General features: G+C 68.2%; 19 protein-coding genes and 1 tRNA gene. 12 read left to right on the forward strand and 8 right to left on the reverse strand.

The window, feature by feature from the left end; translation table 11 throughout:
* Window positions 1–73: 73 nt before the first annotated feature.
* The 4 genes from QTH86_RS13220 to QTH86_RS13235 all read right to left on the reverse strand — a co-directional run bounded on the left by QTH86_RS13220 (window position 74) and on the right by QTH86_RS13235 (window position 5,058).
* On the reverse strand, window positions 74–1,039 hold the full coding sequence (locus tag QTH86_RS13220) for a FecR family protein (protein WP_286649176.1): 966 nt from the start codon (window positions 1,037–1,039) through the stop codon (window positions 74–76).
* Window positions 1,040–1,067: 28 nt separating this feature from the next.
* Complete coding sequence (locus QTH86_RS13225; RefSeq protein ID WP_286649177.1) at window positions 1,068–1,571, reverse strand: sigma-70 family RNA polymerase sigma factor; 504 nt, start codon at window positions 1,569–1,571, stop codon at window positions 1,068–1,070.
* 171 nt (window positions 1,572–1,742) lie between these two features.
* A complete protein-coding gene (locus tag QTH86_RS13230) occupies window positions 1,743–3,155 on the reverse strand; it encodes an MFS transporter (protein ID WP_286649178.1) in 1,413 nt (470 codons plus the stop codon).
* Window positions 3,156–3,183: 28 nt separating this feature from the next.
* Window positions 3,184–5,058, reverse strand: coding sequence for a bifunctional sugar phosphate isomerase/epimerase/4-hydroxyphenylpyruvate dioxygenase family protein (locus QTH86_RS13235; RefSeq protein ID WP_286649179.1), 1,875 nt, complete (start codon window positions 5,056–5,058; stop codon window positions 3,184–3,186).
* 139 nt (window positions 5,059–5,197) lie between these two features.
* Here QTH86_RS13235 and QTH86_RS13240 point away from each other — a divergent pair, with 139 nt between their 5' ends.
* Entirely contained in the window at window positions 5,198–5,977 is a 780-nt protein-coding gene (locus QTH86_RS13240) for an IclR family transcriptional regulator domain-containing protein (protein WP_286649180.1), read from the forward strand.
* A 19-nt stretch (window positions 5,978–5,996) separates the two neighbouring features.
* Here QTH86_RS13240 and QTH86_RS13245 read toward each other — a convergent pair whose 3' ends face one another.
* The 3 genes from QTH86_RS13245 to QTH86_RS13255 all read right to left on the reverse strand — a co-directional run bounded on the left by QTH86_RS13245 (window position 5,997) and on the right by QTH86_RS13255 (window position 8,691).
* Window positions 5,997–6,830, reverse strand: coding sequence for a shikimate dehydrogenase family protein (locus tag QTH86_RS13245; RefSeq protein ID WP_286649181.1), 834 nt, complete (start codon window positions 6,828–6,830; stop codon window positions 5,997–5,999).
* Window positions 6,831–6,870: 40 nt separating this feature from the next.
* A complete protein-coding gene (locus tag QTH86_RS13250) occupies window positions 6,871–7,791 on the reverse strand; it encodes a shikimate dehydrogenase family protein (RefSeq protein ID WP_286649182.1) in 921 nt (306 codons plus the stop codon).
* Between the two features lie 213 nt (window positions 7,792–8,004).
* Window positions 8,005–8,691, reverse strand: coding sequence for a c-type cytochrome (locus QTH86_RS13255; protein ID WP_286649183.1), 687 nt, complete (start codon window positions 8,689–8,691; stop codon window positions 8,005–8,007).
* Between the two features lie 152 nt (window positions 8,692–8,843).
* Here QTH86_RS13255 and QTH86_RS13260 point away from each other — a divergent pair, with 152 nt between their 5' ends.
* The 11 genes from QTH86_RS13260 to QTH86_RS13310 all read left to right on the forward strand — a co-directional run bounded on the left by QTH86_RS13260 (window position 8,844) and on the right by QTH86_RS13310 (window position 22,478).
* A complete protein-coding gene (locus QTH86_RS13260) occupies window positions 8,844–9,698 on the forward strand; it encodes an AAA family ATPase (RefSeq protein WP_286649280.1) in 855 nt (284 codons plus the stop codon).
* A 4-nt stretch (window positions 9,699–9,702) separates the two neighbouring features.
* A complete protein-coding gene (locus QTH86_RS13265; protein ID WP_286649184.1) occupies window positions 9,703–9,951 on the forward strand; it encodes a hypothetical protein in 249 nt (82 codons plus the stop codon).
* A 2-nt stretch (window positions 9,952–9,953) separates the two neighbouring features.
* A complete protein-coding gene (locus QTH86_RS13270; protein WP_286649185.1) occupies window positions 9,954–10,559 on the forward strand; it encodes a GNAT family N-acetyltransferase in 606 nt (201 codons plus the stop codon).
* A gap of 18 nt (window positions 10,560–10,577) precedes the next feature.
* The gene (locus QTH86_RS13275; RefSeq protein WP_286649186.1) at window positions 10,578–11,765 is read left to right on the forward strand and encodes a vWA domain-containing protein; all 1,188 of its coding nucleotides are present in this window, start codon (window positions 10,578–10,580) and stop codon (window positions 11,763–11,765) included.
* Window positions 11,766–11,885: 120 nt separating this feature from the next.
* On the forward strand, window positions 11,886–12,776 hold the full coding sequence (locus QTH86_RS13280) for a 2OG-Fe(II) oxygenase (protein ID WP_286649187.1): 891 nt from the start codon (window positions 11,886–11,888) through the stop codon (window positions 12,774–12,776).
* 69 nt (window positions 12,777–12,845) lie between these two features.
* Window positions 12,846–14,729 (forward strand): autotransporter assembly complex protein TamA, encoded by a 1,884-nt coding sequence (locus QTH86_RS13285; protein WP_286649188.1) that lies wholly within the window; start codon window positions 12,846–12,848, stop codon window positions 14,727–14,729.
* 8 nt (window positions 14,730–14,737) lie between these two features.
* The gene (locus tag QTH86_RS13290) at window positions 14,738–18,817 is read left to right on the forward strand and encodes a translocation/assembly module TamB domain-containing protein (RefSeq protein WP_286649189.1); all 4,080 of its coding nucleotides are present in this window, start codon (window positions 14,738–14,740) and stop codon (window positions 18,815–18,817) included.
* Window positions 18,818–18,845: 28 nt separating this feature from the next.
* Window positions 18,846–18,920, forward strand: a tRNA-Arg gene (locus QTH86_RS13295).
* Between the two features lie 420 nt (window positions 18,921–19,340).
* Window positions 19,341–20,051, forward strand: a complete 711-nt coding sequence (locus tag QTH86_RS13300; RefSeq protein ID WP_286649190.1) for a sugar transferase — start codon at window positions 19,341–19,343, stop codon at window positions 20,049–20,051.
* Between the two features lie 1,685 nt (window positions 20,052–21,736).
* Window positions 21,737–22,111 carry a FlxA-like family protein gene (locus QTH86_RS13305; protein WP_286649191.1) on the forward strand — a complete coding sequence of 125 codons (375 nt, stop codon included), beginning with the start codon at window positions 21,737–21,739 and terminating at the stop codon, window positions 22,109–22,111.
* A gap of 151 nt (window positions 22,112–22,262) precedes the next feature.
* Window positions 22,263–22,478 carry a hypothetical protein gene (locus QTH86_RS13310; protein WP_286649192.1) on the forward strand — a complete coding sequence of 72 codons (216 nt, stop codon included), beginning with the start codon at window positions 22,263–22,265 and terminating at the stop codon, window positions 22,476–22,478.
* A gap of 66 nt (window positions 22,479–22,544) precedes the next feature.
* Here the strand turns inward: QTH86_RS13310 and QTH86_RS13315 are convergent, their stop codons facing one another.
* Window positions 22,545–24,542: a hypothetical protein gene (locus QTH86_RS13315; protein WP_286649193.1), complete on the reverse strand. Its 1,998-nt coding sequence runs from the start codon at window positions 24,540–24,542 to the stop codon at window positions 22,545–22,547.
* Between the last annotated feature and the right edge of the window lie 5 nt (window positions 24,543–24,547).

The following is a 24,547-nucleotide window of genomic DNA, read 5'->3' on the forward strand; positions in this document are numbered from 1 at the left end:
GATGGCTGAAGTCGAGGTCTTCACTAGCCATGAACCGCGAGCGGAGAAAAGTGACAGAGGGATGCAAGAAAAATCAGCTGACGTCGATGCTCACCCACCAGCCGGTGCGCCGCCGGACGGTGATCGGCAGCGCGGCGGCAAGGGCGCTCAGCGTGCGTTCGCTGTCGTCGAGGGAGAAGCTGCCGGTCACCCGCAGGCGGGCGGCCTGCGGGGAGACCCGCAACAGGCCGGGGCGATAGGGACGCAAGGCGTCCACCACGTCCTGCAATGGACGATCGTGCACCTCGACAAAGCCGTCTTCCCACGCGCTGGCGGTCTGCGGCGACAGCGTCTCCTGCCGCACGCCTTGTGCGGTGAGGCGGGCGCTCCGGCCTTCGGTGAGCGTGACCGCATCGCCGTGCAACGGGGCGACCCGTACGTCAGCGTGAAGTACCGCGATCAGGCTGCTGCCCTCCTGCTTTCGCACCAGGACGCGTGTTGCCAGGGCTTGAACGCTACCCTCCGAGGTCTGAACGATGAAGGCGCGCGTGCCGGATTCCTTGGCAACATCGACGATCAGTTCGCCGGCCCGCAGATGCAGACGACGAGCCGTGCCGTCGAAAGCCTGTTCCACGACGCTGCGGGCGTTGAGCCACAGGCGGCTGCCATCGTTCAGAACGAGGACACGGCGCTCTCCCGTGCCTGTCGCGAAATCGGCACCGAGCGCAGACAGGGGGCGCTGCGCATGGGCCCATAACAGACCGCCACCTGCGCCCACGAACGCCAGCCCCACGCTACTGCGCAAGGCGGTGCGCCGCCCCGGCTGCGGCAGCAAGCTGCGGCGCATGGCCTGGCGCGGGGCCAGCCCGTCCGGCAACGCTTCCAAGCGGCCCAAGGCGCGGTCCATTTGCTCGGCGGCGGCGGCATGCCTTGGATCGCGCTGCCGCCAGGCTTCGAATTCCGCGCGTTCTGCCGCCGTGGCTTCGCCGGAGCGCAGTTGCACTGCCCATGCGATGGCCTGAGCGGCGATGGAATCGGTGGCATCGGGCGCCGCATGCAAGTTCTGCGGCAGACCACCTGAATCTGAGCTAGAGCGCCGCATAGCAGCGCGTGAGCGCCTGCGACATGTACTGGCGCACGCGGCTGACCGAAACGCCGGTTTCAGCGGCAATTTCGGCGTAGGTCATCCCGTCGAGCTGACTGAGCAGAAAGGCCCGTCGCGCCTTCGTCGACAGACCGTCGAGCATGGCATCGATGGCCACGAGCGTTTCGAGAACCATCGCGCGGTCCTCCGCCGATGGCGCGAACGCTGGTGGCACCTGCGCGAGTTCTGCCAGCCAGGCCCGTTCCAGCTTCTGCCGCCGGTGATGGTTCAGCAGCACATGGCGAGCCACGGTGGTCAGATAGGCCCGGGGCTCGTCCAGATGTGAAGGAACACGCGAGGTCAGCAAGCGCAGAAAGGTGTCTTGTGCCAAGTCGGCAGCACCATGGGTACATCCAAGCTTCTTGCGCAGCCAGCCCTGCAACCAGCCGTGATGGTCGCTGTAGAGCGTGTGGATATGCTGCTGCAGCACGACGACGTCGGATGGCACGGTGAATCGCTTCAAGCATCAACGAATGAGAACTATTCTTATCTTAACTTCTTTGTAGTCCTGTCCATTCAAGGCCAGCTGGAAACCATTGCCCCCCCGACGTGTGGGGCGTCCTCCCATGAGGCGCGCAGGTCCGTGACCTTCCGGTCGCGGACTTCTGCATGACTGTCGTCAGGCCGGGACGCGCGTCATGCGTCCCTCGTCCATGGCCTGTGCCCGCAGGCGCTCGTACTCCTGCGCCGGCACGGGCACCGCGTCGACACTGCCGAGGTCCTTCATCTGCACGCGGTAGGTTTCGCGCGCCGTGTAGGCCGCGAGGGCCGCAATGGCACAGATGGCCAGCGTGATCGAACCGACGATCAGCGGAATGTTCATCGCACCGGGGGGCGCGACGGCCACGAACAGCGCCGGCAGCATGGCGGTGATGGCGGTGCCGATGTTCTGCGCGATCGCCATGCCCGACACCCGCGTGCGCGTCGGGAACATCTCGGGGTAGAAGCTCGGGAACACCGCGTTGTAGCCCTGGTAGACCACGCCCCACATCAGCAGCGACATGACGATGGCCAGCGGCACGTGGTGGATGCTGATGGCATACAGGTAGCCGAAGGACAGCAGCCCTGCACCGAGCGCGCCGACGATGATCGGGATGCGCCGGCCGACCTTGTCCGACAGGTTCCCAACGAAAGGAATCACGATCACGGCGAGGATATTGCCCATCACCGGAATCCACAGATAGATGTCCTTTTCGAAGCCGATGCCGTAGCCGGGCTGCACCGCATAGGCCGCGCCGAAGATGGTGGCGACCACGGGGATCACGTTCATCAGCGAGCAGCACATCACGCGCAGCATGTCGCGCCAGCTTTCGGTCACGGCCTGGATCACCGGGGCCTTGGGCACCTGGCCGCTCTGGTCGACTTCGGTGAAGGCCGGCGTCTCGTGGACCTCGCGGCGGATGATCCAGCCGGCGATGATCACCAGGAAGCTCAGCAGGAACGGAATGCGCCAGCCCCAGCTGTTGAAGGCGTCCTTGTCCATGTAGTGCGCAAGCGGCAGGAACACGGCCGCGGCCAGGATCTGGCCGGCCTGCACGCCCTGCAGCGTGAAGCTGGCGAAGAAGCCGCGTCGCCCGAAGGGTGCGTGCTCGAGGATCATCGAACTCGCGCCGGAGATCTCGCCGGCCACCGCGAAGCCCTGGATCAGGCGCATCAGCACCAGCAGCGCCGGTGCCCACAGGCCGACCTGGTCGTAGGTCGGCAGCAGGCCCACGGCCACGGTCGAGAAGCCCATCAGGAACATGCAGACGATGAGCACGTGCTTGCGCCCGTGCGTGTCGCCCCAGTGGCCGAGCACGATGGCGCCGATCGGCCGCGCCACGTAGCCCACGCCGTAGGTCGCGAGCGACGCGATGATCGCGATCTGCGGGTCACCCTTGGGAAAGAAGATCTGCGGAAAGATCAGCGCCGCGGCCGTGGCGTAGATGAAGAAGTCGTAGTACTCCAGCGCCGAGCCGATCCAGCCGCTGGCGGTGGCCTTTCGGGATTGGTGCTTGCCTTGCGGCTCGCCGGGTAAGTGGATGCTGCTCATGGTTGTCTCCTGGTCGGTGATCGGTTGGTCATGACTGGGCCTGTGATGCCATGCGTGCGGGCGCGTTGATCGCGCCATACGCGTCGTAGTCGTCGACGCGTTGCACCACCTCGAAGAACAGGCCGTTCTCGAAGCTCTCGGTGTAGATGTGGAGGTAGTCGCCCGCGGGCGAGCGGTCGAACAGCACGCCAGCGGCGCGCATGCGTTCGATCAGCCCGCCGTCGAGATCGATGCGCGTGGCGAGGTCGTCATGGTAATTGCCGGAGATCGGCACGAAGGCCACACCGTTGGCGCGCAGGTGCGCCACGCTTTCGAAGATGTCGTCGCAACGCAGCGCGATGTGGTGCACTGCCCCGCCGCCGCTCCTGCGCAGGGTGCGCGCAGTGCGCGTGCGCTGGCTCAGCGACACGTTGAGCACCAGGCGCACGCTGCGATCGGCGTTGGCCACGCCGCGGCTGCGGATGAGGCCGAAGGGGTCGGCCAGCTCGAGGCTCTCGCCGGGCTCAAGGCCGAGCACGGCGCGCGAGAACAGCACCCAGGTGTCGAGCTGGTCGATGTCCAGGCCGAGCGCAACATGGTCGATCGCCTGCAGGCCGGCATCCGAGGCGCCGGGGCCGTCGTCGTCCAGCACAAAGTCCGCGGCGTAGAGCCCGTCGCGGCCCAGCGCGCTCGCGACGAAGTGCACCAGGTTGCCGCCCGGTGCCACGATGGCCGGCACCCGCACTTCGCCGGGGCCGACCGGGCTGTGGTGCGGCTGCGAGCGCATCGCGACGGCACGTTCCGCAGCGGCCTCCGGGTCGTCCGTGCGCAGGCCGAGGGCGCAGACGGAAGCGCCGTGCGCGTCGAAGCGCTCGCGCGCGAACGAGTCGGGCTGGGCATTGACGATGAGGTGCACGTCGCCCTGGCGGTACAGCACCACCGCCTTCGACCGGTGCTGGCCGACGCGGCGGAAGCCGAGCTGCTGCAGCAGCGCGCCGAGCGACGCGGCGGCGGCCTCGTCGACCGCGAACTCGATGAACGAGATGCCCGAGAGGTCCGGCAGCGGCGGCGGGCTGAACAGCGTGACCGCGCGGGGCGCTGCATCGTCCAAGCGCTCGCGCACCTGGCTCTCGAGGTAGAGCAGCGAACGCATCGCGTCGACGGCGGTGCGGCGGTTGGGCGTCTCGCGGAACACGTCGTTGAAGATCTCCAGCGACAGCGGGCCGGTGTAGCCCGCCTGCAGCGTCTTCTCGAGGAAGGTCACGACGTCGAAGTCGCCCTGCCCGGGGAAGGAGCGGTGGTGCCGCGCCCACTGCAGCACGTCCATCGCCATCAGCGGCGCGTCGGCCATCTGCAGGAAGAAGATCTTGTCGCCGGGAATGTCGGCGATGCCGGCCGGGTCGTCCTTCAGCGAGAGCGTGTGGAAGCTGTCGAGGATCAGACCGAGGTTCGGATGGTCGGCGCGGCGCACGATGTCCCAGGCCTGGCCGTAGCGCGAGGTGCAGCGGCCCCAGGCCAGCGCCTCGAAGCCGACGCGCAGGCCACGCTGCGCGGCACGCTCGGCCAGCGCATGCAGCTGCGCGGCGGCGCGCGCCGGGTCGTCGACAGCCATCGGCGAGGTGTTCGAGCAGCACAGCATCAGCCGCGCGCCCATGGCCTGCATCAGGTCGAACTTGCGCTCGGCGCGCTCCAGGCTGCGGCGGAACTGCAACTCCGGCATCGCTTCGAAGTCCCGGAACGGTTGGTACAGGTCGACCGACAGGCCGAGGTCGCGGGCGATCGCGCCCAGCGTGGCGGCCGAGCCGTTGAACTGGATGAAGTCGTTCTCGAACAGTTCGAAGCCGTCGAAGCCGGCTGCGGCAATGGCTTCGAGCTTCTGGCGCAGCGTGCCGCTGAGCGACACCGTGGCGATCGAGCGGTGCATGGTCAGTCGTGGCGGCGGGTGGTCATGGGTCGACTGTAGGAAGGCCCTGCCCAGCCGACAACGACTTGAGCCTTGGTTGCGATCGATGATCGACCGCATGCGGTCAGAATACGCACGAAACTCGGGTTACACCTAGGCCATGACCACCACCGACAACGCCGCTCCGATCGACCGCAAGCTGCTCATCGAAGGCCTGGGCAAGGGGCTGCGCGTGATCGAGGCCTTCACCGACGAACGCACCCGCCTGACGGCGACCGAGGCCGGCGAGCACGCGGGCCTGACGCGCACCGCCGCCCGCCGCTACCTGCTGAGCCTGGTGCACTACGGCTACGCCGCGACCGACGGCAAGTACTACTGGCTGCTGCCACGCGTGCTGCGGCTGGGGCAGGCCTACCTGGAAGGCGCGCGGGTGCCGCGGCTGGTGCAGCCCTACATCCAGCGGGCCTCGATGCAGTGCGGCGAGACACTCAACGTCGGCGCGCTCGACGGCCACGAGGTGGTGTACCTCGCGCGCAGCAACGCGCCGCGCATGGTGTCGATCGGCTTCCACCCCGGCGCGCGGGTGCCGGCGCACGTGGTGTCGCAGGGTTTCGTGCTGCTGTCGACCTTCGACGACGCAGCGCTCGACGCCTGGATTTCCGCGCACGACTTCGCCAGCTTCACCGGCGCGGCGCCGGTCGATGCGGCACGCTTCCGCGAGAGCGTGCTGGCGGCACGGCAGCTGGACTACTGGCAGGCCGAACAGCACCTGAACGTCGGCCTCAGCGGCCTCGCGGTCGCCTTGAAGGACCGCAAGGGCCGCTGCCAGTACGCGCTGAGCGTGACCGTGCAGCGGCAGGTCTATCCCGACGACGAACTGACGAAGAAGCTGCTGCCGGTGCTGCGCGAGGTCGCCGAGGCCATGCGGCCGATCATCTAGTGCGATTGCGCAGCGCAGTTCAATAGCGCAGCTGCGCGGTGGCCCGCAGTTCGTCCGGCGACGCGGTGCCGAAGCCGAAGAACTCCAGGTAGGCCGGGATCATCTCGAAGAGCATGTCGGTGCCCACCTGCACCGCGCAGCCCTTGGCCTTGGCGGCCTGCAGCAGCGGCGTGTATTCCGACTTCATCACCACCTCGCCGACGAAGGTGTCGGGGGCGATGCGGTCGACGTCGAAGGGCAGCGGGTCGCCCTCCTTCATGCCGAGCGGCGTGGCGTTGACGACCACGTCGAAGCCGGCGGGGTCCTTCGAGCCGGTGCGCACGGCCAGCGCCGGGTAGTGCGCCCGCAGACGACCGGCCAGTGCCTGCGCCGAGGCATCGCTGACGTCGAAGAGCGCGATCTCGGCTGCACCCGCGGCCGCGATGGACGCCGCGATGGCCGAGCCCACGCCGCCGGTGCCGGACACCAGCACGCGCGTGCCCTTGAACAGCCGGCCCTTGCGCTCGACGCCGCGCACGAAGCCCGCGCCGTCGAACTGGTCGCCCAGCAACGTGCCGTCGGGCCGCAGCAGGATCGCGTTGCAGGCACCGGCGATGCGCGCGGTCGGGGTCACCTCGTCCATCAGCGCCACGGTCGCGATCTTGTGCGGCATCGTGACGAGCGCGCCGCGGATGTTCGTCAGCTGGAACAGCGAGCGCAACACCGTGGCGTAGGCGTCGGGCTTCACGCCCATCGGCACCACCACCGCATCGATGCCCTGCTTGTCGAACCAGGGGTTGTAGATCATCGGTGCCTTGAAGGCTTCGGTGGGGTAGCCCAGATGGGCGATGAGGGTGGTCTTGCCAGAAATCATGAGGTGGATCGGGGACGGAGGGATGTTGGAACGCCGCGCCTCAAGGCGCGTGGTAGCGCAGCGGCTGCCGGATCTCGGCGTGCATCGCGGGCGGGTAGATGGCCTCGCGCAGGAAGTCGGCGTCCTGGCTCAGGGCGCGCGCGACCTGCTCGTAGCCGAAGTAGCGCAGGTAGTGCGGCATCTGCTGGATCAGCATCTCGAAGCCCGCCTGCGCGTTCAGGCCGCGCGCGCGTGCCGCCTGCACCAGCGGCGTGGGCTGGCCGCGCAGCAGGATGTCGAAGACCGCGGCGTGGCGCTCCATGCGCGCGACGTCGACCGGCAGGGCATCGCCCTCGTTCAGGCCGAGCGGCGTCGCGTTGATGACCAGGTCGTAGCCTTCCGGCGCATTGCTGTCGACGGCCGTCACGTCGGCATCGAAGAAGGCGTCGAGCTTGGCCGCCACACCCGCCGCCTTGCCGGCGGAGGTGTCGAACAGGGCGACATGCGCGGCACCGTCGCTCCCGCCCTCGCCGCCTTCGATCAACGCCACGCCGGCGGCGGCAGCGCTCACGCCCGCGCCCAGGATCAGCACGCGCTTGCCGCGAAACGGGATGCGGTAGTGGTCGAGCGCGCCGATGAGCCCTTCGCCGTCGAACAGATCACCCTCGAGCCGATCGTCGTCCATGCGACGCACCACGTTGACCGAACCCGCCACGCGGCCGATGAGCCCGCAGCCGTCCAGCAGGTCGAGCACCAGCGGCTTGTGCGGCGGCGCGATCAGCATCCCGCGCACGTTGCGCGCGAGAAAGGCCGAGGCGAAGAACACCGCGAAGTCGCGGCGCGGCACCTGCATCGGCAGCAGCACCGCGTCGATCTCGAAGCGCTCGAACACGGCATTGAACATCCGCGGCAGACGCACATTGCGCACCGGATCGCCCGGGATGAGATAGGCCTGGGTGTTGCCGCTGATGGTGGAGGTCATGGATCGTCTCGTCGAAGAATCGTCGGTCGCTGGGAACTGTAGGCCGGCGCGTGGGCCGGTGTCGAGACGGCACGCGTTCGTCCCGATCGATCATCGCGCGCATTCGGTCGCTGATCGACCAGTTCGAGGGTTTCTCCTGCACGCAACGCACGGACGACCGGAAACAACAAAGCCCGCACGGGGCGGGCTTTGCACAGGCAGAAAGGACGGCGCTTACTTGGCGGCGGTGTGGAAGCGCGACTCGGGCACCGTCTTGACTTCACCAGGCAGCGAGCTGATGTAGCCCGCCAGTTCCTTGAGTTCGGCGTTGGTGAACTTCTTGGCCTGCCCGCCCATCACGCCGTTGGAGCGGCCGAGCTGGGCGTGGTTCTCGACCTTGTACGACTTGAGCGCGACGAACAGGTAGTCGGCATGCTGGCCGGCCAGCTTGGCGACGGTGCCGTCGTTCGGCGTGTTGAAGTTGGCGCCATGGCAGGTGGTGCAGGCGTTGGCCTTGTCGCGCGTGATGAGCGCCTGGACGCGCTCGCTCGGCTGCTTGGCCGGGGTGGCGGGCGGTGCGTCGCCTTCCTTCACGCCGAGCTGCGCATAGTAGGCGGCGAGGTCGGCCATGTCCTGTTCGGTCAGCGAATCGGCGATGGCGCGCATCGTCGGATGCTTGCGGTCGCCGGCCTTGTACGCGGCGAGTGCGGAACGGATGTAGGTCGCGCTCTGGCCCGCGATCTTGGGAACCTTGTGGATCTCGGGGAAGCTGGCCTGGTAGCCGATGATGCCGTGGCAGCCCACGCACATGGCGGTTTTCTTGGCGCCGTCTTCAACCTTGCCGGTGACGGTCTGGGCCTGGGCGGAAACCGTCCCGCAAGCGACAGCGAGGGCAAACATCGTGGTCAACAACTTGTTCATTTTGCGCGCACAATCTCGTGGAGGAACAGTTTTTTAGATCAACATTTGATTATATGCGGGGGCTCCTTGCAGCCCCGTGCCTCGGCGACACCGCCGGCCGGCAACGCAGGATCGAATGGGCCGATTCACCCACTCCCCGCTCGATGTCATCCATGAAATTCAAGGGCTCCGACAACTACGTTGCCACCCAGGACCTGATGCTCGCGGTCAACGCGTCCATCACGCTGACCCGCCCCCTGCTCGTCAAGGGCGAGCCGGGCACCGGCAAGACGATGCTGGCCGAGGAAGTGGCCGCGGCCCTGGGCCTGCCGCTGCTGCAGTGGCACATCAAGTCGACCACCAAGGCGCAGCAGGGCCTCTACGAATACGACGCGGTGAGCCGGCTGCGCGATTCGCAGCTCTCGGACATCGATGGCGGCGAGCGGGTCAAGGACATCCACAACTACATCGTCAAGGGCGTGCTCTGGCAGGCCTTCACGGCCGACCGGCCGGTGGCGCTGCTGATCGACGAGATCGACAAGGCCGACATCGAATTCCCGAACGACCTGCTGCGCGAGATCGACCGCATGGAGTTCTACTGCTACGAGACGCGCGAGCTGATCCGCGCCAAGCACCGGCCGGTGGTCTTCATCACCTCGAACAACGAGAAGGAACTGCCCGACGCCTTTCTGCGCCGCTGCTTCTTCCACTACATCAAGTTCCCCGATGCGGACACGATGAAGAGCATCGTCGCGGTGCACTTCCCCACGCTCAAGCAGGACCTGCTCGCCGCGGCGATGAAGACCTTCTACGACGTGCGCAACCTGCCGGGTCTGAAGAAGAAGCCGTCGACCTCCGAGTTGCTCGACTGGCTCAAGCTGCTGGTGGCCGAAGACATCCCGCTCGAAGCGCTGCAGAGCAAGGACGACAAGGTCGCGGTGCCGCCGCTGGTCGGCGCCCTGCTTAAGAACGAGCAAGACGTGACACTGTTCGAGAAGCTGGTCTTCATGCAGCGCAACAACCGCTGAAGCCATGAACAACACGACGCCGCATCCGCCGCGCCAGTTGCTGCTGCTCGGCATCGCCCAGGCGCTGGGCTTCGTGGTCGGTGCATTGCTCGGCCGCTGGCTCGGCATCGTGCTGGGCTTCGATGCCTTCGGGCCCAACGGCTACGACGGCCCGGCCATGCTGGGCATCGCGCTCATCGGCCTCGGCGGCGGCGGTGGCGTGCAACTGGGTCGGGCGTGGTACCGGCGCAAATACGGAGATCCCAGAGTCTGAACATGGCATTCGTCGAACCCACCACCCTGAAGGCCCGGGGCCTCGCGCTCGTTCCCTTGGCGCTCGACCATGAGCCCGGCCTGCGCGCTGCGGCCGCCGACGGCGAACTCTGGCAACTGCGCGTGACTTCGGTGCCCGAGCCCGAGCAGACCGGCGCCTACATCGAGGCCGCGCTCAAGGGGCGCGACGACGGCCACCGTTTCGCCTTCGCCGTGACCGACGAGGCCAGCGGCACGGTGCTCGGCACCACCAGCTTCCACGACATCCTGCCGGCCGTGAAGCGCGTGGAGATCGGCTACACCTGGTATGCCCAACGCTGCCAGCGCACCCACATCAACACCACCTGCAAGCTGCTGATGCTCACCCATGCCTTCGACACGATGGGCTGCCGCACCGTGGGCTGGCGCACCGACAACTACAACTTCGCCTCGCAGCGCGCGATCGAGCGCCTGGGCGCCAAGAAGGACGGCGTGATCCGCGGCCATGCGCTGCGGCGCGACGGCACCACCCGCGACACGGTGATGTACAGCCTCACCGCCGGCGAATGGCCGGAGGTGAAGGCGCACCTGCTCTATTTGCTCGACAAGCCGCGCCCGGCCGAGCACTGATCCACGGAGGGTCCACGCATGCTGATCGACTTCTTCTACACCCTGCGCTCGGCCAAGCTGCCGGTGTCGGTCAAGGAGTTCCTCACGCTGCTCGAAGCGCTGCAGGCCGACGTGGTGGGGCCCAACTCCGACGACGCCTGCAGCCTCGACGACTTCTACTACCTGAGCCGCACCACGCTGGTGAAGGACGAGAAGCACTACGACAAGTTCGACCGCGCCTTCGCCGGCTACTTCAAGGGCGTCGACGTGCTGACCGACTTCACCAAGGACGTCCCGCTCGATTGGCTGCGCAAGACGCTGGAACGCGAGTTCAGTGCCGAGGAGAAAGCCAAGATCGAGAAGATGGGCTGGGACGAGCTCATGGAGACGCTCAAGAAGCGCTTCGAGGAACAGAAGGAGCGCCACGAGGGCGGCAACAAGTGGATCGGCACCGGCGGCACCTCGCCTTTCGGCCACGGCGGCTACAACCCGCAGGGCGTGCGCATCGGCGGCGCGGGCAAGAACAAGAGCGCGGTCAAGGTGTGGGACCAGCGCGCCTACAAGGACTACGACGACGGGCAGGAACTGGGCACGCGCAACATCAAGGTCGCGCTGCGCCGCCTGCGCAAGTTCGCCCGCGAGGGCCACGAAGAAGAGCTGGACCTGGACGAGACCATCAGCAAGACGGCCGCCAACGCGGGCTACCTCGACATCAAGATGCGCCCCGAGCGGCACAACAACGTCAAGGTGCTGCTGCTGATGGACGTGGGCGGCACGATGGACGAGCACATCCAGCGCGTCGAGGAACTGTTCTCGGCCGTCAAGACGGAGTTCAAGCACCTGGAGTTCTATTACTTCCACAACTGCGTTTACGACTTCATGTGGAAGAACAACCGGCGCCGCTTCTCCGAGAAGTTCGCGACCTGGGACATCCTGCGCAAGTACAACAAGGACTACAAGCTCATCTTCGTCGGCGACGCGACCATGAGCCCCTACGAGATCCTGCAGCCGGGCGGCAGCGTCGAATACAACAACGAGGAAGCCGGTGCAGAATGGCTGCAGCGCCTCACGCACACCTTCCCGAAGTTCGCCTGGATCAACCCGGAGCCGCAGGGGGTCTGGCAGTACCGCCAAAGCATCGCGGTCATCCAGCAGATGATGTCCAACCGCATGTACCCGCTGACCCTCCGGGGCCTCGAGGACGCCATGCGGATGCTGTCGAAATAACGACACACTGAAAAGTGCGGCAAAAATCCCTCGCGATTTGAGTGCTTTTTGTTACATTGGCGATAACGGCTTCATGGGGCGAGAACTTCTCCCGGTGGTTGCCCTTCGAGACCCAGCACCATGCCTGCCCTCGCCTCTGCCCTGCGCGACCCTTCTCCCCTGGGCATCGTCCGAACCCGACGGGCGGACTGCATCACGCTCCGCGGCACGACACTGCTGCTGGACGAACTGGTCGACCCGGCCTTCTTCACGCCTGAGGCGCGCCAGCGCCTGCGCGCCCAACTCGCCGGCGCGGCCCCCTTTCCCCACCTGGTCGTCGACGGCCTCTTCAACCCCGACCTGCTGACGCTGGTACTCGAGGAATTCGACACGCACGAGGATGGCGGTTGGTACGACGTGCAGAGCAGCTACGAGCGCACGCGCCGCTCGGTGCTCGGCGCCACGCTGGGGCCGGCCACGCAGCTCTATTTCGACCTGGTCAATGCCGGCTGGTTCACCACCTGGCTGTCCGACGTGACCGGCACGCCCTACCTGATCCCCGACCCGCTGCGCCACGGCGGCGGGCTGCACGAAAGCCGCACCGGCGGGAGCTTCGCCGTGCACCGCGACTTCGATCGCCATCCCAAGACCGGCCTCAAGAATGAGATGGTGTTCATCACCTATCTCAACCGCGGCTGGCAGCCCGAATGGGGCTCGGCGCTCGAGCTGTGGGATGCGAAGGACGGCCAGTGCGTCACCACCGTGCAGCCCGAGTTCGGTCGCACCTTGCTGATGCCGCACGGCCCCAGGAGCTTCCACGGCCACCCCACCCCGCTGCAGGCGCCCGACGACCGGCCACGTCGCTCGGTGGCGACCTACTTCTACACCGGCACGCCGATGCCCGAGCAAGATCTGGATCGCTCGATTTCCATCTTCATCCAGCCGCGCCGCATCGACGCCGCCAAGGCGATGCTGCGCCAGTGGGTGCCGCCGATCCTCTGGCGCCTGGCCAAAAAGGTCACAGGCCGCTAAGCGCAAGACGCGCCGCCGTCCGACGCGCCGCGGCCCGGAGCGTGCAGGAACTGCTGTCAGAATGCAGCGATGCTCAGGGTGGCTTCCCTTCAAACGCCGGCGTCATGGCCGGCGTTGCTTTTTGCAATCGTCCTTCTTCTGCAGGGATGCAGCCTGCTGCCGAAGAAGGACGCCGACACGGATACCAGCAAGCAGGCCGTGGTGGCCGATGCCCCGTCGACCGGCGATGCCTTCACGCTGGAGGTGCGCGGCCCGGATGACGTCCGCAACTACCTCGCGCTGCACCTCGAAATCCAGCGCTACAGCAAGATCGCCGACCTCGGCGCGACCGAGCTGTCGCGGCTCATGGTGGCGGCCGAGGCCAATGCGCGCGAGCTGCTCGGCACGCTCGGCTACTTCACGCCCACGCTCACGCTCGAACTGAACGAGACGCTCGGCGGCAAGGCACCGCGCCAGGTCGTGGTGACCGTCGACCCCGGCCCACCCACCCGCATCGGCGCGGTGGACATCGGCTTTCGCGGCGCCATCGCGAACGACCCCAGCGCCGCCGCACAGCGCGAGGCGATCCGCGCAGCCTGGACGCTGCGCACCGGCCAGCTCTTCACGCAACAGGCCTGGGACAACGCCAAGACCGTCGGCCTGCGCAGCCTGACGGCCAAGCGCTATGCCACCGGCAGCGTCGCCACCAGCCGGGCCGAGATCGATGCCGACAAGAGCGAGGCGAAGCTGGGCGTCAGCTACGACTCCGGCGCGGCGTACCGCTTCGGCCCGCTCGACGTGCGCGGCGTGCAGCGCTACAGCGCCGACGGCACGCGCCGCATCGCCCGCATCCCCACCGGCGCCGACTACGACCAGCAGAAGCTGCTCGACGCGCAGCAGCGGCTGGCCAGCAGCGGCTACTACGACTCGGTCTTCCTCACGCTCGACACCGAAGGCACCGACCCGCAGACCGCGCCCGTGATCGCGCAGGTGCGCGAGGCGCCGCTGCAGAAGGTCGTGGCGGGCGTGGGCTTCACCACCGACAGCGGCCCGCGCGTGTCGCTGGACCACGTGCACAACCAGATGCCGCTGCTGGGCTGGCGGGCGGTGTCGAAGCTGTCGATCGACCAGAAGACCCAGTCGCTGGGCACCGACTGGAACGCCATTCCCGACGACACCGGCTGGCGCTGGTTCGGCTCGGGCCTGCTCAAGCACGAAACCGCCGGCACCTACGACACCGACAGTGGCCGTCTGCGCGCCGGCCGTGGCCGCACCGGTGACCGCATCGAGCGCAGCCTGTTCCTGCAGTACGACTACGCGACCAACCAGGGCGAAGGCGCGCCCCCGTCCGCGTCGGCCATCAGCGCCAACTGGGGCTGGACCGGACGCTACTTCGACGACAACGCGGCGCCGACACGCGGCCAGGGGCTGTCGCTGGAACTGGGCGTGGGCCAGACGCTGATCGGCGAGCGCGCGCCCTTCATCCGCAGCTACCTGCGCTGGCTCGGCATCCTGCCCATCGGCACGGTGCAGGGCACCGATGGCGGTGCTTCGCGCAGCAGCCGCCTGCAGTTCCGCGCCGAGAGCGGCGCCGTCGTCGCCCGCGACAACGCGCAGATCCCGACCACGCTGCTGTTCCTGACCGGCGGCGACACCACGGTGCGCGGCTACAGTTACCGGCAGATCGGCACCGAGCGCAGCGATGGCGCCATCGTCGCCGGCCGCTACCTCGGCGTGGGCAGCGTCGAATGGCAGCGGCCCATCCTCTGGAACGGCAAGCTCAGCGACTTCGAGAGCGCGGTCTTCGTCGACGCCGGGTCGGTGGCCGACAAGTTCGGCGAGCTCAAGGCCAAGGTCGGCACCGGCGTGGGCGTGCGCTGGCGCAGCCCCGTCGGGCCGGTGCAGGCCGACGTCGCCTACGGCGTCGACACGAAGAAGTACCGGCTGCACCTGCGGCTGGGCTTCAGCTTCTAGGCACACGCGTGGCAACGACCGAGACGCTCACCCCTCTGCCCGCGCCACGCCGGTCGCGCACGCGCCGCGTGCTGCGCGGCCTGGCATGGGCGTTCGTGACGCTCATCGTCCTGGTGATCGCGATCGGCGCCGGCGCGTGGTGGTGGCTGGGCTCCGACCAGTCGCTCGCCTATGCGCTCGCCAAGGCCGCGCACTACATGCCGCCCGGCCAAACGCTGCAGAGCCGCGACGTGAGCGGCTCGCTGCGCACCGGCGGCCGCATCGGCTACCTGCAATGGCAGAGCCCCACGCTCTCGGTCGAGGTGCACGATGCCGCGATCGGCTGGACGCTGAAGCCGCTGTTCCAGCGCAAGGTCCAGCTTGGCGAAGTCGTCGCCAAGGACGTGCGCATCGAGCGCCGCGGCCCCGCGCCCGACACCAGCGAGCCGCTGCAGCCGCTCGAACAGATCGTGCTGCCGGTGGATGTCGACCTGCCCTTCCGCGTCGGCACCGTCCGCTGGGCCGGGCCGCCGGTGGTCGAGGCCACCAACCTCGCCGGCCACTACATCTACGCGCAGCGCCAGCACACGCTGAAGGTCGACAGCGTCGACATGGCCGACGGCCACTACAGCGCGCGCGTCGGGCTGCAGGGCGATGCGCCGATGGCGCTCGACCTCGCGCTCGACGGCCGCGTACGCGCGCCGCTGGCCGAAGGCCGCAGCATCGACGTGCTGGCCACCGCGACGGCCAAGGGCACGCTCGCCGGCGCCGACGCCCGCCTGGCGATCGCCGCCGACCTGAAGCCCGCCGAGCAGGACGCCACCGCCCCGATGCAGGCACAGCTGCAGGCGAACATCGCGCCGTGGCAGCCGCAACCGGTGATCGACGCCAACGCCGACCTGCGCAACGTCGACCTCGCGCGCCTGTGGCCCACCGCCCCGGCCACGCTACTCAGCGGCCAGGTGCTGGCCGGCCCCGGCGCAGCCGGCAGCGGCGTGCAATGGCAGGCCAGCGCCGACATTCGCAACGCCCTGCCCGGCCCGTGGGACCAGGGCAAGCTGCCGGTCGAGCGCGTCGAGGCCCGCACCACCTACGACGGCACCACCTGGACGGTGCCCGGCGCCACCGTGCGCACCGGCGGCGGCCGCATCGACGCCGAAGGCGACTGGAGCCCTGCCCCCTTGCCCTGGGCCGTGCGCGCCACCGTGCGCAACGTACAGCCGGGCGCGCTGCACACCCAATTGGCCGGTGCGCCGGTCGGCGGCAAGGCCGAGCTTGAACAGCGCGACGATGCGCTGGTCTTCGACGTGGCGCTGCAGGCGCAGGGCACCGCGGGCAGCGCCGCGCTGCAGGGCCTGCGGCTCGACCGCGTTGTCGCGCAGGGCCAGTGGAAGAACGAGGTGCTCGACCTGCGCACGCTGCGCGTCGAGGCGGCACAGGCCAGTGTCGCCGGCACGCTGCAGGCCCGCATCGCCGAACGCGCCGGCAGCGGCGACCTGAAGCTGGTGCTGCCTGGCGGCAACGCCCAGGTCGCCGGACGGATCGCGCCGGCGCAGGGCCGCGGCCAGATCGACGCGCAGATCGACAACGCCGCCACGCTGCAGCGCTGGGTCGAAACGCTGCCGGGCCTTGGCAAGGTCTTCGCCGGTGCCAGCGCCGACGGCAGTGCGCGCCTCGACGCGCGCTGGGACGGCGGCTGGGAGGCCGTGCAGCGCCGGCTGCAGAACGCGACCACGCCCGCGCCGCGCGGCACTGCCGAACCCACCGTGCAGGCCACGCTGACCGTGCCGCGGCTCGACCTGCGCCTTCCTGCTGCTGCAGTGCCTGCCGGCAGCGTGCCGCCCCCGCCGGCGCTTCCCGTTCAGTTGCGCGGCCTGCGCGCCGAGCTGTCCGGCAGCCTGGCGCAGGCCACGCTGGCGCTGCAGGGCGAGGCGACCCGCGGCACGCAGAAGATGACGCTGGACACCCGCGCCAGCGGTGCGCTCGAAGGCCCCGGCCGCTGGCGCGCCGCGCTGGCCAGCCTGCGCGTGCAGGCCCAGGACAGCACCCGCCCCGGCCCCTGGACCGTGGCGCTGAGCGCGCCGCTCAACGCCAACGTGCGCAGCACCGCCGGCGGCCTCGAAGTCGACACCTCCGCCGGTGGCGCCACGCTGCAGGGGCCGGTGCCCGGCACCGTGCGCATCGACTGGGAGCCGGTGCGCTTCCGCCAGACCGGTGCCACCGGGCAGCGCGCCTTCCGCCTGCAGTCGAAGGGCCGCATGCAGGGCCTGCCGATGGCCTGGGCCGAGGCCATGGACAGCAACAGCTCGCTCGCCAGCATGGGCGTGACCGGCGACCTGATCTTCGACGGCGACTGGGACATCGAGGCCGGCGACGCCCTGCGCGCCGACCTGCGCCTGGCGCGCCGCAGCGGCGACATCCGCGTGCAGGCTGGCGAGGCCGCACTCGTCACCCGCATCGAAAGCCGCGGCACCGGCGCCAGGAGCGAGATCAAGATGGTCAGCGGCACCGGCAACGTCGAGGGGCCGAGCACGCCCGCCGGCCTGCGCCAGGCCGAGCTGCGCATCGAGGCGCGCGGCGAATCGGTGCAGGCCAAGCTGGTGTGGGACAGCATGCGCGCCGGCAACATCGACGCCACCCTCGGCACCCGTGTGCTGCAGCGCGACGGCGGCTGGCAGTGGCCGGCCGACGCGCCGCTGTCCGGTGCGGTCAAGGCGCGCATGCCGAGCCTGGGCGTCTGGTCGATGCTGGCGCCGCCGGGCTGGCGCATCGCCGGCACGCTCGACGCCGATGCCACGCTGTCGGGCAGCCGCACCGAACCGCGCTGGAACGGCACGCTGGCCGCCGACCAGCTCGCCCTGCGCGCGCTGGTCGAAGGGCTCGACCTGCGCGACGGCCGGCTGCGCGCCACGCTGTCGGGCCACCGTGTCGACATCACCGAATTCACGCTCAAAGGTGGCCGCGGCAGCAGCGCGCGCATCGCCGGCCAGAGCGGCAACGTCAGCACCACCGCGAGCGAAGCGGCGCGCGACGGCGGCACGCTGTCGGGCACCGGCCAGATGAGCTGGGGCGCGGTGCCCGCCGGCAGCGGCGCGTCGGGCATCCGCATGGACATGCGCGCCCAGTTGCGCAGCCTGCGCCTGCTGGTGCGCTCCGACCGGCAGATCACGGTGTCGGGCGACCTGCAGGCGGGCCTCGCCGACGGCCAGTTCACCGTGCGCGGCAACATCGACACCGAGCGCGCCGTGATCATCCTGCCCGACGAGAGCGCACCCAGCCTGGGCAGCGATGTGGTCGTGCGCTCCGCCGCCAAGACCGCCGAAGCCGCTGCCACCGCGCAGCGCGACGCTGCCCGTGCCAGCGCGGATGCCGCCAAGCCACAGACCGCGAAGGCACCCGACGTGGCCGTCACCTTCGATCTCGGCAAGGACTTCGCCGTGCAGGGCCGCGGCATCACGACCCGGCTCGAAGGCAAGCTGGACATCCGCAGCACGTCGCTCACCGCGCCGCCGCGCGTCACCGGCGAGGTCCGCACCGTCAAGGGCCAGTACCGCGCCTACGGCCAGCAGTTGGACGTCGAGACCGGCCTGGCGCGATTCAACGGCCCGGTCGACAACCCCTCGCTCGACATCCTGGCGATCCGGCCGAACATCACGCAGCGTGCGGGCGTGCAGGTCACGGGCACGGCCCAGTCGCCGCGCGTCAAGCTGTATTCAGAGCCGGTGCTGTCGGACGTCGAGACGCTGTCGTGGGTGGTGCTCGGCCGCGCGTCGGCCAGCAGCGGCGGCGAGTCGATCCTGATGCAGCAGGCTGCGCTCGCCCTGCTCGGCGGCCTCGGCAAGGGCGGCTCGGGGGGCAGCCTGGCGAGCCGGCTGGGCCTGGACGAGATCGGCTTCAAGGGCCCGAACCCGGGCGGCGAACTGCGCGAATCGGCCGTCACGCTGGGCAAGCGCCTGTCGAGCGATTTCTACGTCACCTATGAAAGCAGCCTGACCGGCATGCTCGGTACGCTCTACATCTTCTACGACCTGACCCAGCGCCTCACCCTGCGCGGCCAAGCCGGGATCCAGAGCGGCGTCGACCTGATCTACACGCTGAAGTACGACTGACGAACTGCTAAAGTCGCCGCTGCCCAGCGTCCTCGTAGTTCAATGGATAGAACGGGGTCCTCCTAAGACTCAGATACAGGTTCGATTCCTGTCGAGGGCACCAAGGCCAGACCAGGCCGGATCACCGACCCTGTAAAACCAGCAAAGTCTTGCCGCAGCGGCAACGTTATGCCGGATTTCAAACACGGCAACTTCAAGCCCCGCAGAGGTCGACTCAAACGCTGACCTGGAGCGCAGACGCATTCATGATGCGCGGGAGGCCAACTCCTCTGAACGTTCATTTCGCCCCGGCTTCGAGCGATCGCAAGAGCTGAGATGAGCCGGGAATCAAACCGGTACCAATCTGCGGTGGGCACCGGGCAGGACGTGACGCTGGAAGTCGTATCGCAAAACGCACGCGTCTAAGCAGCGGCGGTCGAACGCGAAAATTCAGCCTTTAGTCCTACATCGAGCAAGCCGCGCATGCGGGACAACGCAATGTGATTTTTTCACATTCTTTGACGTACCGCTCGTAAGCCGACCCATGCGACCTGATTTCGACTTCTTCGCCGTTTCGCGGCCTGTCCAAGCACCGAAGCTTGTCAGTTGTCCGGACGAGGCGAGCCCTTATTGTTTGACAACGTCACAACGCGTCGCGAAGCGCGCGCTGGACATTGCGGGCGCCTTATTTTTTCTCCTGAGCTTCGGCCTGTTCTACGTTGCCATCGCGTTGGCAGTGCGTCTGTGCATGGGTGGCCCGGTGCACTACTGGCAAAACCGTATCGGCCAGGGCGGGCGAACGTTTCGCTTCTACAAATTTCGTTCGATGGTGGTGAACGCCGACGAGATCCTGGAACGGCACCTCGCCGCGAACCCAGAAGCGCGCGACCAATGGAACGCATTCCAGAAGCTTGCTGATGACCCGAGGATCACGCCGCTCGGCAAAGTGATGAGGAAGTTCAGCATTGACGAGCTTCCGCAATTTTTCAATGTGCTCAAGGGTGACATGAGTCTTGTGGGCCCCCGGCCTTGCATGACGCGCCAGCGCACGCTCTACGGGCCACATTGGAACCGCTATTGCGAGATGCGACCGGGACTGACGGGGTTATGGCAGGTGAGCGGTCGCAACCGGCTTTCCTATGCCGCCCGCGTCGAGCTCGACATGACTTACGCATCGCAGTGGTCGCTTTGGCTGGACGTCAAGATTCTCGCGCGGACCGTCTGGGTTGTCCTCAGTAGCGATGGATCGTCGTAAAGAACGTGGCGCCGTGGACGGGCAGCGGCGCTTCGCCAGAAGCGGACCTTTGCGCCTTTCACGCGGCTGCGGCGATCAACTGGATCGTGTCCGTCGCGCTCTTCTTGGCATTTGTCTTGCCGTTCTTGGCGACCGTTTGCCCGCGAGGGCTGGAAGGCTTCGGGATCGCTTCCCAGGAGCTCCGTCATGACGAAGTTTTGCAGTTCATGCCATACCGAGAACCGCGACAGCGCGCGCTTTTGTCGCGGATGCACAGGCAGGTTCTCTGGCATCAAGACGCCCGCCACCGCGTTTGACTCCACGCGGCGCGACGCGGTGCTCGTCGCGGCGCCCCTGGAGACCCGGAAGATTTCCGCCCCGGCCACACGTCCATGGAAGGCAAGCGAATCACGCTGGCGATGGCTCCCGGTGCTGATGGGCATAGACGTGTCGGTGGTGTGGTTGGTGCTGGCACTGACCGTCCTGCAAGGCAGCTTCATGCTCTGGTATTTGACTCGGCCGACCCCATCGGCGTACTTGGAGAGTCCGACGAGGACAAACGACGAGCCCTCGACTCACTCTGCTTCGCTGGCGGTGGCGCCTGCGCTGCAGCTCGTGCCAGCGTCCAGCGCTCAGCCGCAAATTTCCACTGCTGCTGAACCGCAGTCTGCCGTTGAACCCCCGGCGCTCACGACGGCGCACTCCGCTGCGCCGGACATTCCCTCTGTTAGATCAGGCGCCTTGGACTCGCTGGACATGTCCGGTGTCGAGGCTTCTTCGCCTGCGAGACCAACGCCGGACGAGCGTTCCAGCCCACCCTCCCTCGACAGCGGTGCGGTACGCGGAGAGCCGGCGGAGTTGCCGACGCAGAAGGCACTCGTCCGACGTCAGCGCGTGGCCGCGGTACGCGAGGAAGGAGTGCGGCGACAGAGCTCTCGCACGGCGCCAGTTGCCCGATCACCAGCGCCGACCCGTCAGGAACCGGTGCCTTCGGCCGGCTGCGATGCGCGGCTCAGTGCCCTGTGTGGACCGCCGCCCTCCTCAGCCGAGGTTGCGCCTGCGGCATCAGGCAGCGCCGCCCCTTCGTCGGCGTCGGCCGGCGCCGCTGCCGCGACCAGTGGAAACCCGTTGTACAAGGTTTTTGACGCCCTGCGCACCCTTGGAACGGCGATGGCATCGAGCGGGAGTAGCGCCGCAAGCCAAGGCGCAGTCGGCGGCGACGGCGGTGGTGCGGCTGCAGACGCCGGCCTTGGCGCCGGTGCTGCCGCAGGCGCGAGCGCAGGTGGCTCTGGCAGCGGCGGCCCGGGAGGCGGGTCTGGAGGAGGCGGCGCGGGTGGCGGGGGCTCCGGAGGCGGTTCTGGTGGCGGAGGCTCAGGGGGCGGTGGTGCCGGAGGCGGTGGATCTGGCGGCGGCGGAGGGGGCTCCGGGGGCGGAGGCGGCGGAGGCGGTGGAGGCGGAGCTGGGGGCGGGGGAGCTGGCGGCGGACGCTGATCCATCGCGCAGCGCGCACCGCACCACGCGGACGACCTCAGGCGGCCGGCCTGGGCGCCGAATCAAGTTCGGCAAATTCGGGCCGGACGGCGGAACGAAAACCAGCGGCGGACCAGCGGCACGCTTTCACGTTGGTGGTCAAGCGCCACTCAGTGCGATGTCCGCGTGTCAGCCCTTCAGAACCATCACTGAAGTGCCGATAGAGACTCAAATTCATGAAGGAAGAAAACGCAATGGTCCAGGCGATTGGCTCAGCGGCAGCGACGCCTGCGCGCGGCGGTAACTCAGGCAGTCAGATCGCGGCGCTGCAGAAGAAGTTGGTCGTGCTGCAAAAGCAGATCCAGGACACGCAGTCGACCTTGATCGGCGCCCCTGAAGGCCCCGCGCGAGACGCGATCAAGATGCAGCTGGACCTGCTGGCGCAGCAGATGCAAATGATCCAGCAGCAGATCTCGGACCTGCAGCGCCAGCAGGCTGCAGCCAGCACCGCGCGCCAAATGGCACAGGTTCGCTCCCACGAGACCGAGCGGTCCAAGTCAGCCGATGCTGGGGAGGGTGCGCTGGGCACGCAGGTGGATATTTACGTCTGACCAATCGCCGGCAGCTTCCCCTGGACGCCGCGCCGAGGGCCAAGCATCGAACAGCTGCGCGTTCGCGCTCGCATGTGAACTACTGCGCACGTCTCGCACGAATGAATACTTTGGTTAACCAAATGTCAGCGGCGTAGCTAAACTTGGTGACATGAGTTCGCCATCACCGCACGAGAAAGACTGGGATACCAACTTCGGCTGGTGGATCGACAAGCCTCAGAGAGACGCGCGGCCCGCAGCGCGCTTTCGCACCTACGAACCGAGCCGGCCGCCAAGGCGCGACCGGGTCTGGGGTGAGGCGGCGCTCGTCGTCGGCCTGGCACTCGCCCTGGTGCTGTCACTGATCTCCCTCGCAACCCGGTCCTAGGCGGACAGGGGGGCAAATGAGATCTGCCCCAACCGATGGGGCTTGATCACTCGATAGCCGCTGCGCTCAATTGATGTTCGCCCCCGCCGCGTGGAACGGCTTGCCCGGCAGGTCGTAGCCGCCGCCATACTCGAAGGGCTTGCCGTCGAGCAGCGTGCAGCCCTGCGGCGCCGGGCAGATCGTCCACCCGTCCTGTGTGCCGTAGGTCCATGCGATGACCGGGCCGTAGAGGTAGTTGCGCACCGTCTTGCCGCCGTAGTCGGCCAGCGTGAGGACGTAGCTCTCGGTGCCATGGTTGGCAGCGTCGTCCGAGGCGATCGGATCCACGATGCGGCTGTCGGCCAGGGTCTTCACGGTGCGTGCGCTGCCGAAAGTCGCGTCGAAGCTCACCAGTTGCGCCTTGCGCTCGCCGCGTGAGGTCACCCAGTAGGAGCGGTCGTGCTTCAGGCCCAGCGGCCCGAAGAGCGCCGTGGTCTCGTTCCAGCCGCGCTCCTTGACGTAGGTGATGTCCGTGGGGTTCCTGCCGACCTCGACCGCGAACTTCTCGACGATGTCGGCGGGCTTGCCGACGGCCTTGCCGGCCTGGTCGAGGTAGGCGGTGCCGAGGTCGAACACCCGCAGCCGGCCCTCCTGCGTGGCGATGAAGGCGCGGTACGGCGCCGTGAGCCCCAGCTTGACGGCCGTGGGCCGTGCCGGCAGGTCGATCACCTTCACCACGGTCGGCACCTGCGCCGGTGCGGCGCTGAAGGCGTAGGGCCATTGGTTCGGCGCCTCGCCGCGGCTGGCGATCAGCGCATGCCATCTGGCCTGGTCCTGGCCGAGGTACTGGGCACGGTAGTACTGGAACAGCGGGCGCAGGTCGATGAAGGCAGCGCGCTTCTCGTTCTTGCTGATCACCACCGCCATGCCGGTGCGCGCGATCGCCAGACTGCGCTCGTCGCCGTCGAAGTACTGGGCCCGGCGCTCGGCGGTGTCGATGTCGTTCGCCCAGAAGTCGCGCACGATCTCGTAGTCGCCGTGGCTCTTGCCGGTGCTCACGCTGATCTCGGTGGGAGCCTTCAAGGTGTCGGGCAGGTCGACGTAGCCGATCACCTTGGCCGCGATGTAGTTGCCCAGGCCGGGGAAGCCGTGATACATGCGCCGGGCGCTGCCCCAGTTGCGTCCCCAGTCGCGTTCCTTGGCGGGGTCGCACCACTGGCAGCCATCGGCCAGCGCCACCACCGCAATCTGGCCGCGCACCGCCGCCGTGTCCCAGACGGTGACCAGCGCGAACTCGCCGCTGTTGGTGACCGCGATGGCGGTCGGCACCTTGCCGTCGGCCAGTTTCACCCGCATGCGGTTGTGCGCGGTGTTGGAGCCGACGCCCATCAGCCAGCCGTTGGCGAAGACGGCGATCGAGTTGGTGCACCAGCCGCCGCGGCCGTAGCACTTGCCCACCGCCACCGGCTTCTGGTCCATGGCGATGGTCTGCGCCGCGGCCTCGATGTTGCCGTCGTTGGCGCCACCGTCGCGCGCGAGGCCGTCGTAGGTGGTCCACGAATGCTCGGGCTTCACGGCGACCACGTCGTGCGCGATGCCGAACTGCTGCAGGCTGGCGACGCCGAAGTACTTCTTCGGGAAGAACGACGGCGGAGGCACCGCATCCGGCACGTAGGCTACGTTCACGATCGACGAGCTGAAGTCGCCCGGCTCCTTCGAAGTCGCGCGGCCGATCTGCCATGTGCCGCACCAGCCGCCGGGCGACACGCAACTGCGGTTGCTCCAGCCGAGGCGAACCGAGATCGGGTCATAGCTCTTGTCCGGCCGCTTGCCATAGGTCACCGTCGCTGCGGGATAGCCAAGGTCCGCGGCGCTCGGCCCGTAGCGATAGGCGATGCCGACCTCCGTGCCCATGGCGGCGGCCGTGGCACGGTACCTGGCCGCATCGACGCGACCGTTCGTCAGCACATCGCCGGGCATCTCCGCATCCGCCGGTCCGGTTCGCGCGGCAGCAGGGGCCTGGCCGAAGGCCGCGCCGACGGTGAGACAGGCCGCCAGTGAGACGAGCGCTTTGATCAGGGGCATGGCGC

This window comes from Variovorax sp. J2L1-78 (assembly GCF_030317205.1).
Taxonomy (GTDB): Bacteria; Pseudomonadota; Gammaproteobacteria; order Burkholderiales; family Burkholderiaceae_C; genus Variovorax; species Variovorax arabinosiphilus.

Excerpts from the sequence above, each read along its gene's own strand:
- QTH86_RS13305 (WP_286649191.1), top strand. The coding sequence starts at position 21,737 with ATGAAGGAAGAAAACGCAATGGTCCAGGCGATTGGCTCAGCGGCAGCG.
- QTH86_RS13300 (WP_286649190.1), top strand. The coding sequence starts at position 19,341 with ATGCGACCTGATTTCGACTTCTTCGCCGTTTCGCGGCCTGTCCAAGCA.
- QTH86_RS13280 (WP_286649187.1), top strand. The coding sequence starts at position 11,886 with ATGCCTGCCCTCGCCTCTGCCCTGCGCGACCCTTCTCCCCTGGGCATC.
- QTH86_RS13235 (WP_286649179.1), bottom strand. The coding sequence starts at position 5,058 with ATGCACCGCTCGATCGCCACGGTGTCGCTCAGCGGCACGCTGCGCCAG.
- QTH86_RS13230 (WP_286649178.1), bottom strand. The coding sequence starts at position 3,155 with ATGAGCAGCATCCACTTACCCGGCGAGCCGCAAGGCAAGCACCAATCC.
- QTH86_RS13285 (WP_286649188.1), top strand. The coding sequence starts at position 12,846 with ATGCTCAGGGTGGCTTCCCTTCAAACGCCGGCGTCATGGCCGGCGTTG.
- QTH86_RS13275 (WP_286649186.1), top strand. The coding sequence starts at position 10,578 with ATGCTGATCGACTTCTTCTACACCCTGCGCTCGGCCAAGCTGCCGGTG.
- QTH86_RS13245 (WP_286649181.1), bottom strand. The coding sequence starts at position 6,830 with ATGATTTCTGGCAAGACCACCCTCATCGCCCATCTGGGCTACCCCACC.
- QTH86_RS13270 (WP_286649185.1), top strand. The coding sequence starts at position 9,954 with ATGGCATTCGTCGAACCCACCACCCTGAAGGCCCGGGGCCTCGCGCTC.
- QTH86_RS13250 (WP_286649182.1), bottom strand. The coding sequence starts at position 7,791 with ATGACCTCCACCATCAGCGGCAACACCCAGGCCTATCTCATCCCGGGC.
- QTH86_RS13240 (WP_286649180.1), top strand. The coding sequence starts at position 5,198 with ATGACCACCACCGACAACGCCGCTCCGATCGACCGCAAGCTGCTCATC.
- QTH86_RS13260 (WP_286649280.1), top strand. The coding sequence starts at position 8,844 with ATGAAATTCAAGGGCTCCGACAACTACGTTGCCACCCAGGACCTGATG.
- QTH86_RS13255 (WP_286649183.1), bottom strand. The coding sequence starts at position 8,691 with ATGAACAAGTTGTTGACCACGATGTTTGCCCTCGCTGTCGCTTGCGGG.
- QTH86_RS13265 (WP_286649184.1), top strand. The coding sequence starts at position 9,703 with ATGAACAACACGACGCCGCATCCGCCGCGCCAGTTGCTGCTGCTCGGC.
- QTH86_RS13310 (WP_286649192.1), top strand. The coding sequence starts at position 22,263 with ATGAGTTCGCCATCACCGCACGAGAAAGACTGGGATACCAACTTCGGC.
- QTH86_RS13315 (WP_286649193.1), bottom strand. The coding sequence starts at position 24,542 with ATGCCCCTGATCAAAGCGCTCGTCTCACTGGCGGCCTGTCTCACCGTC.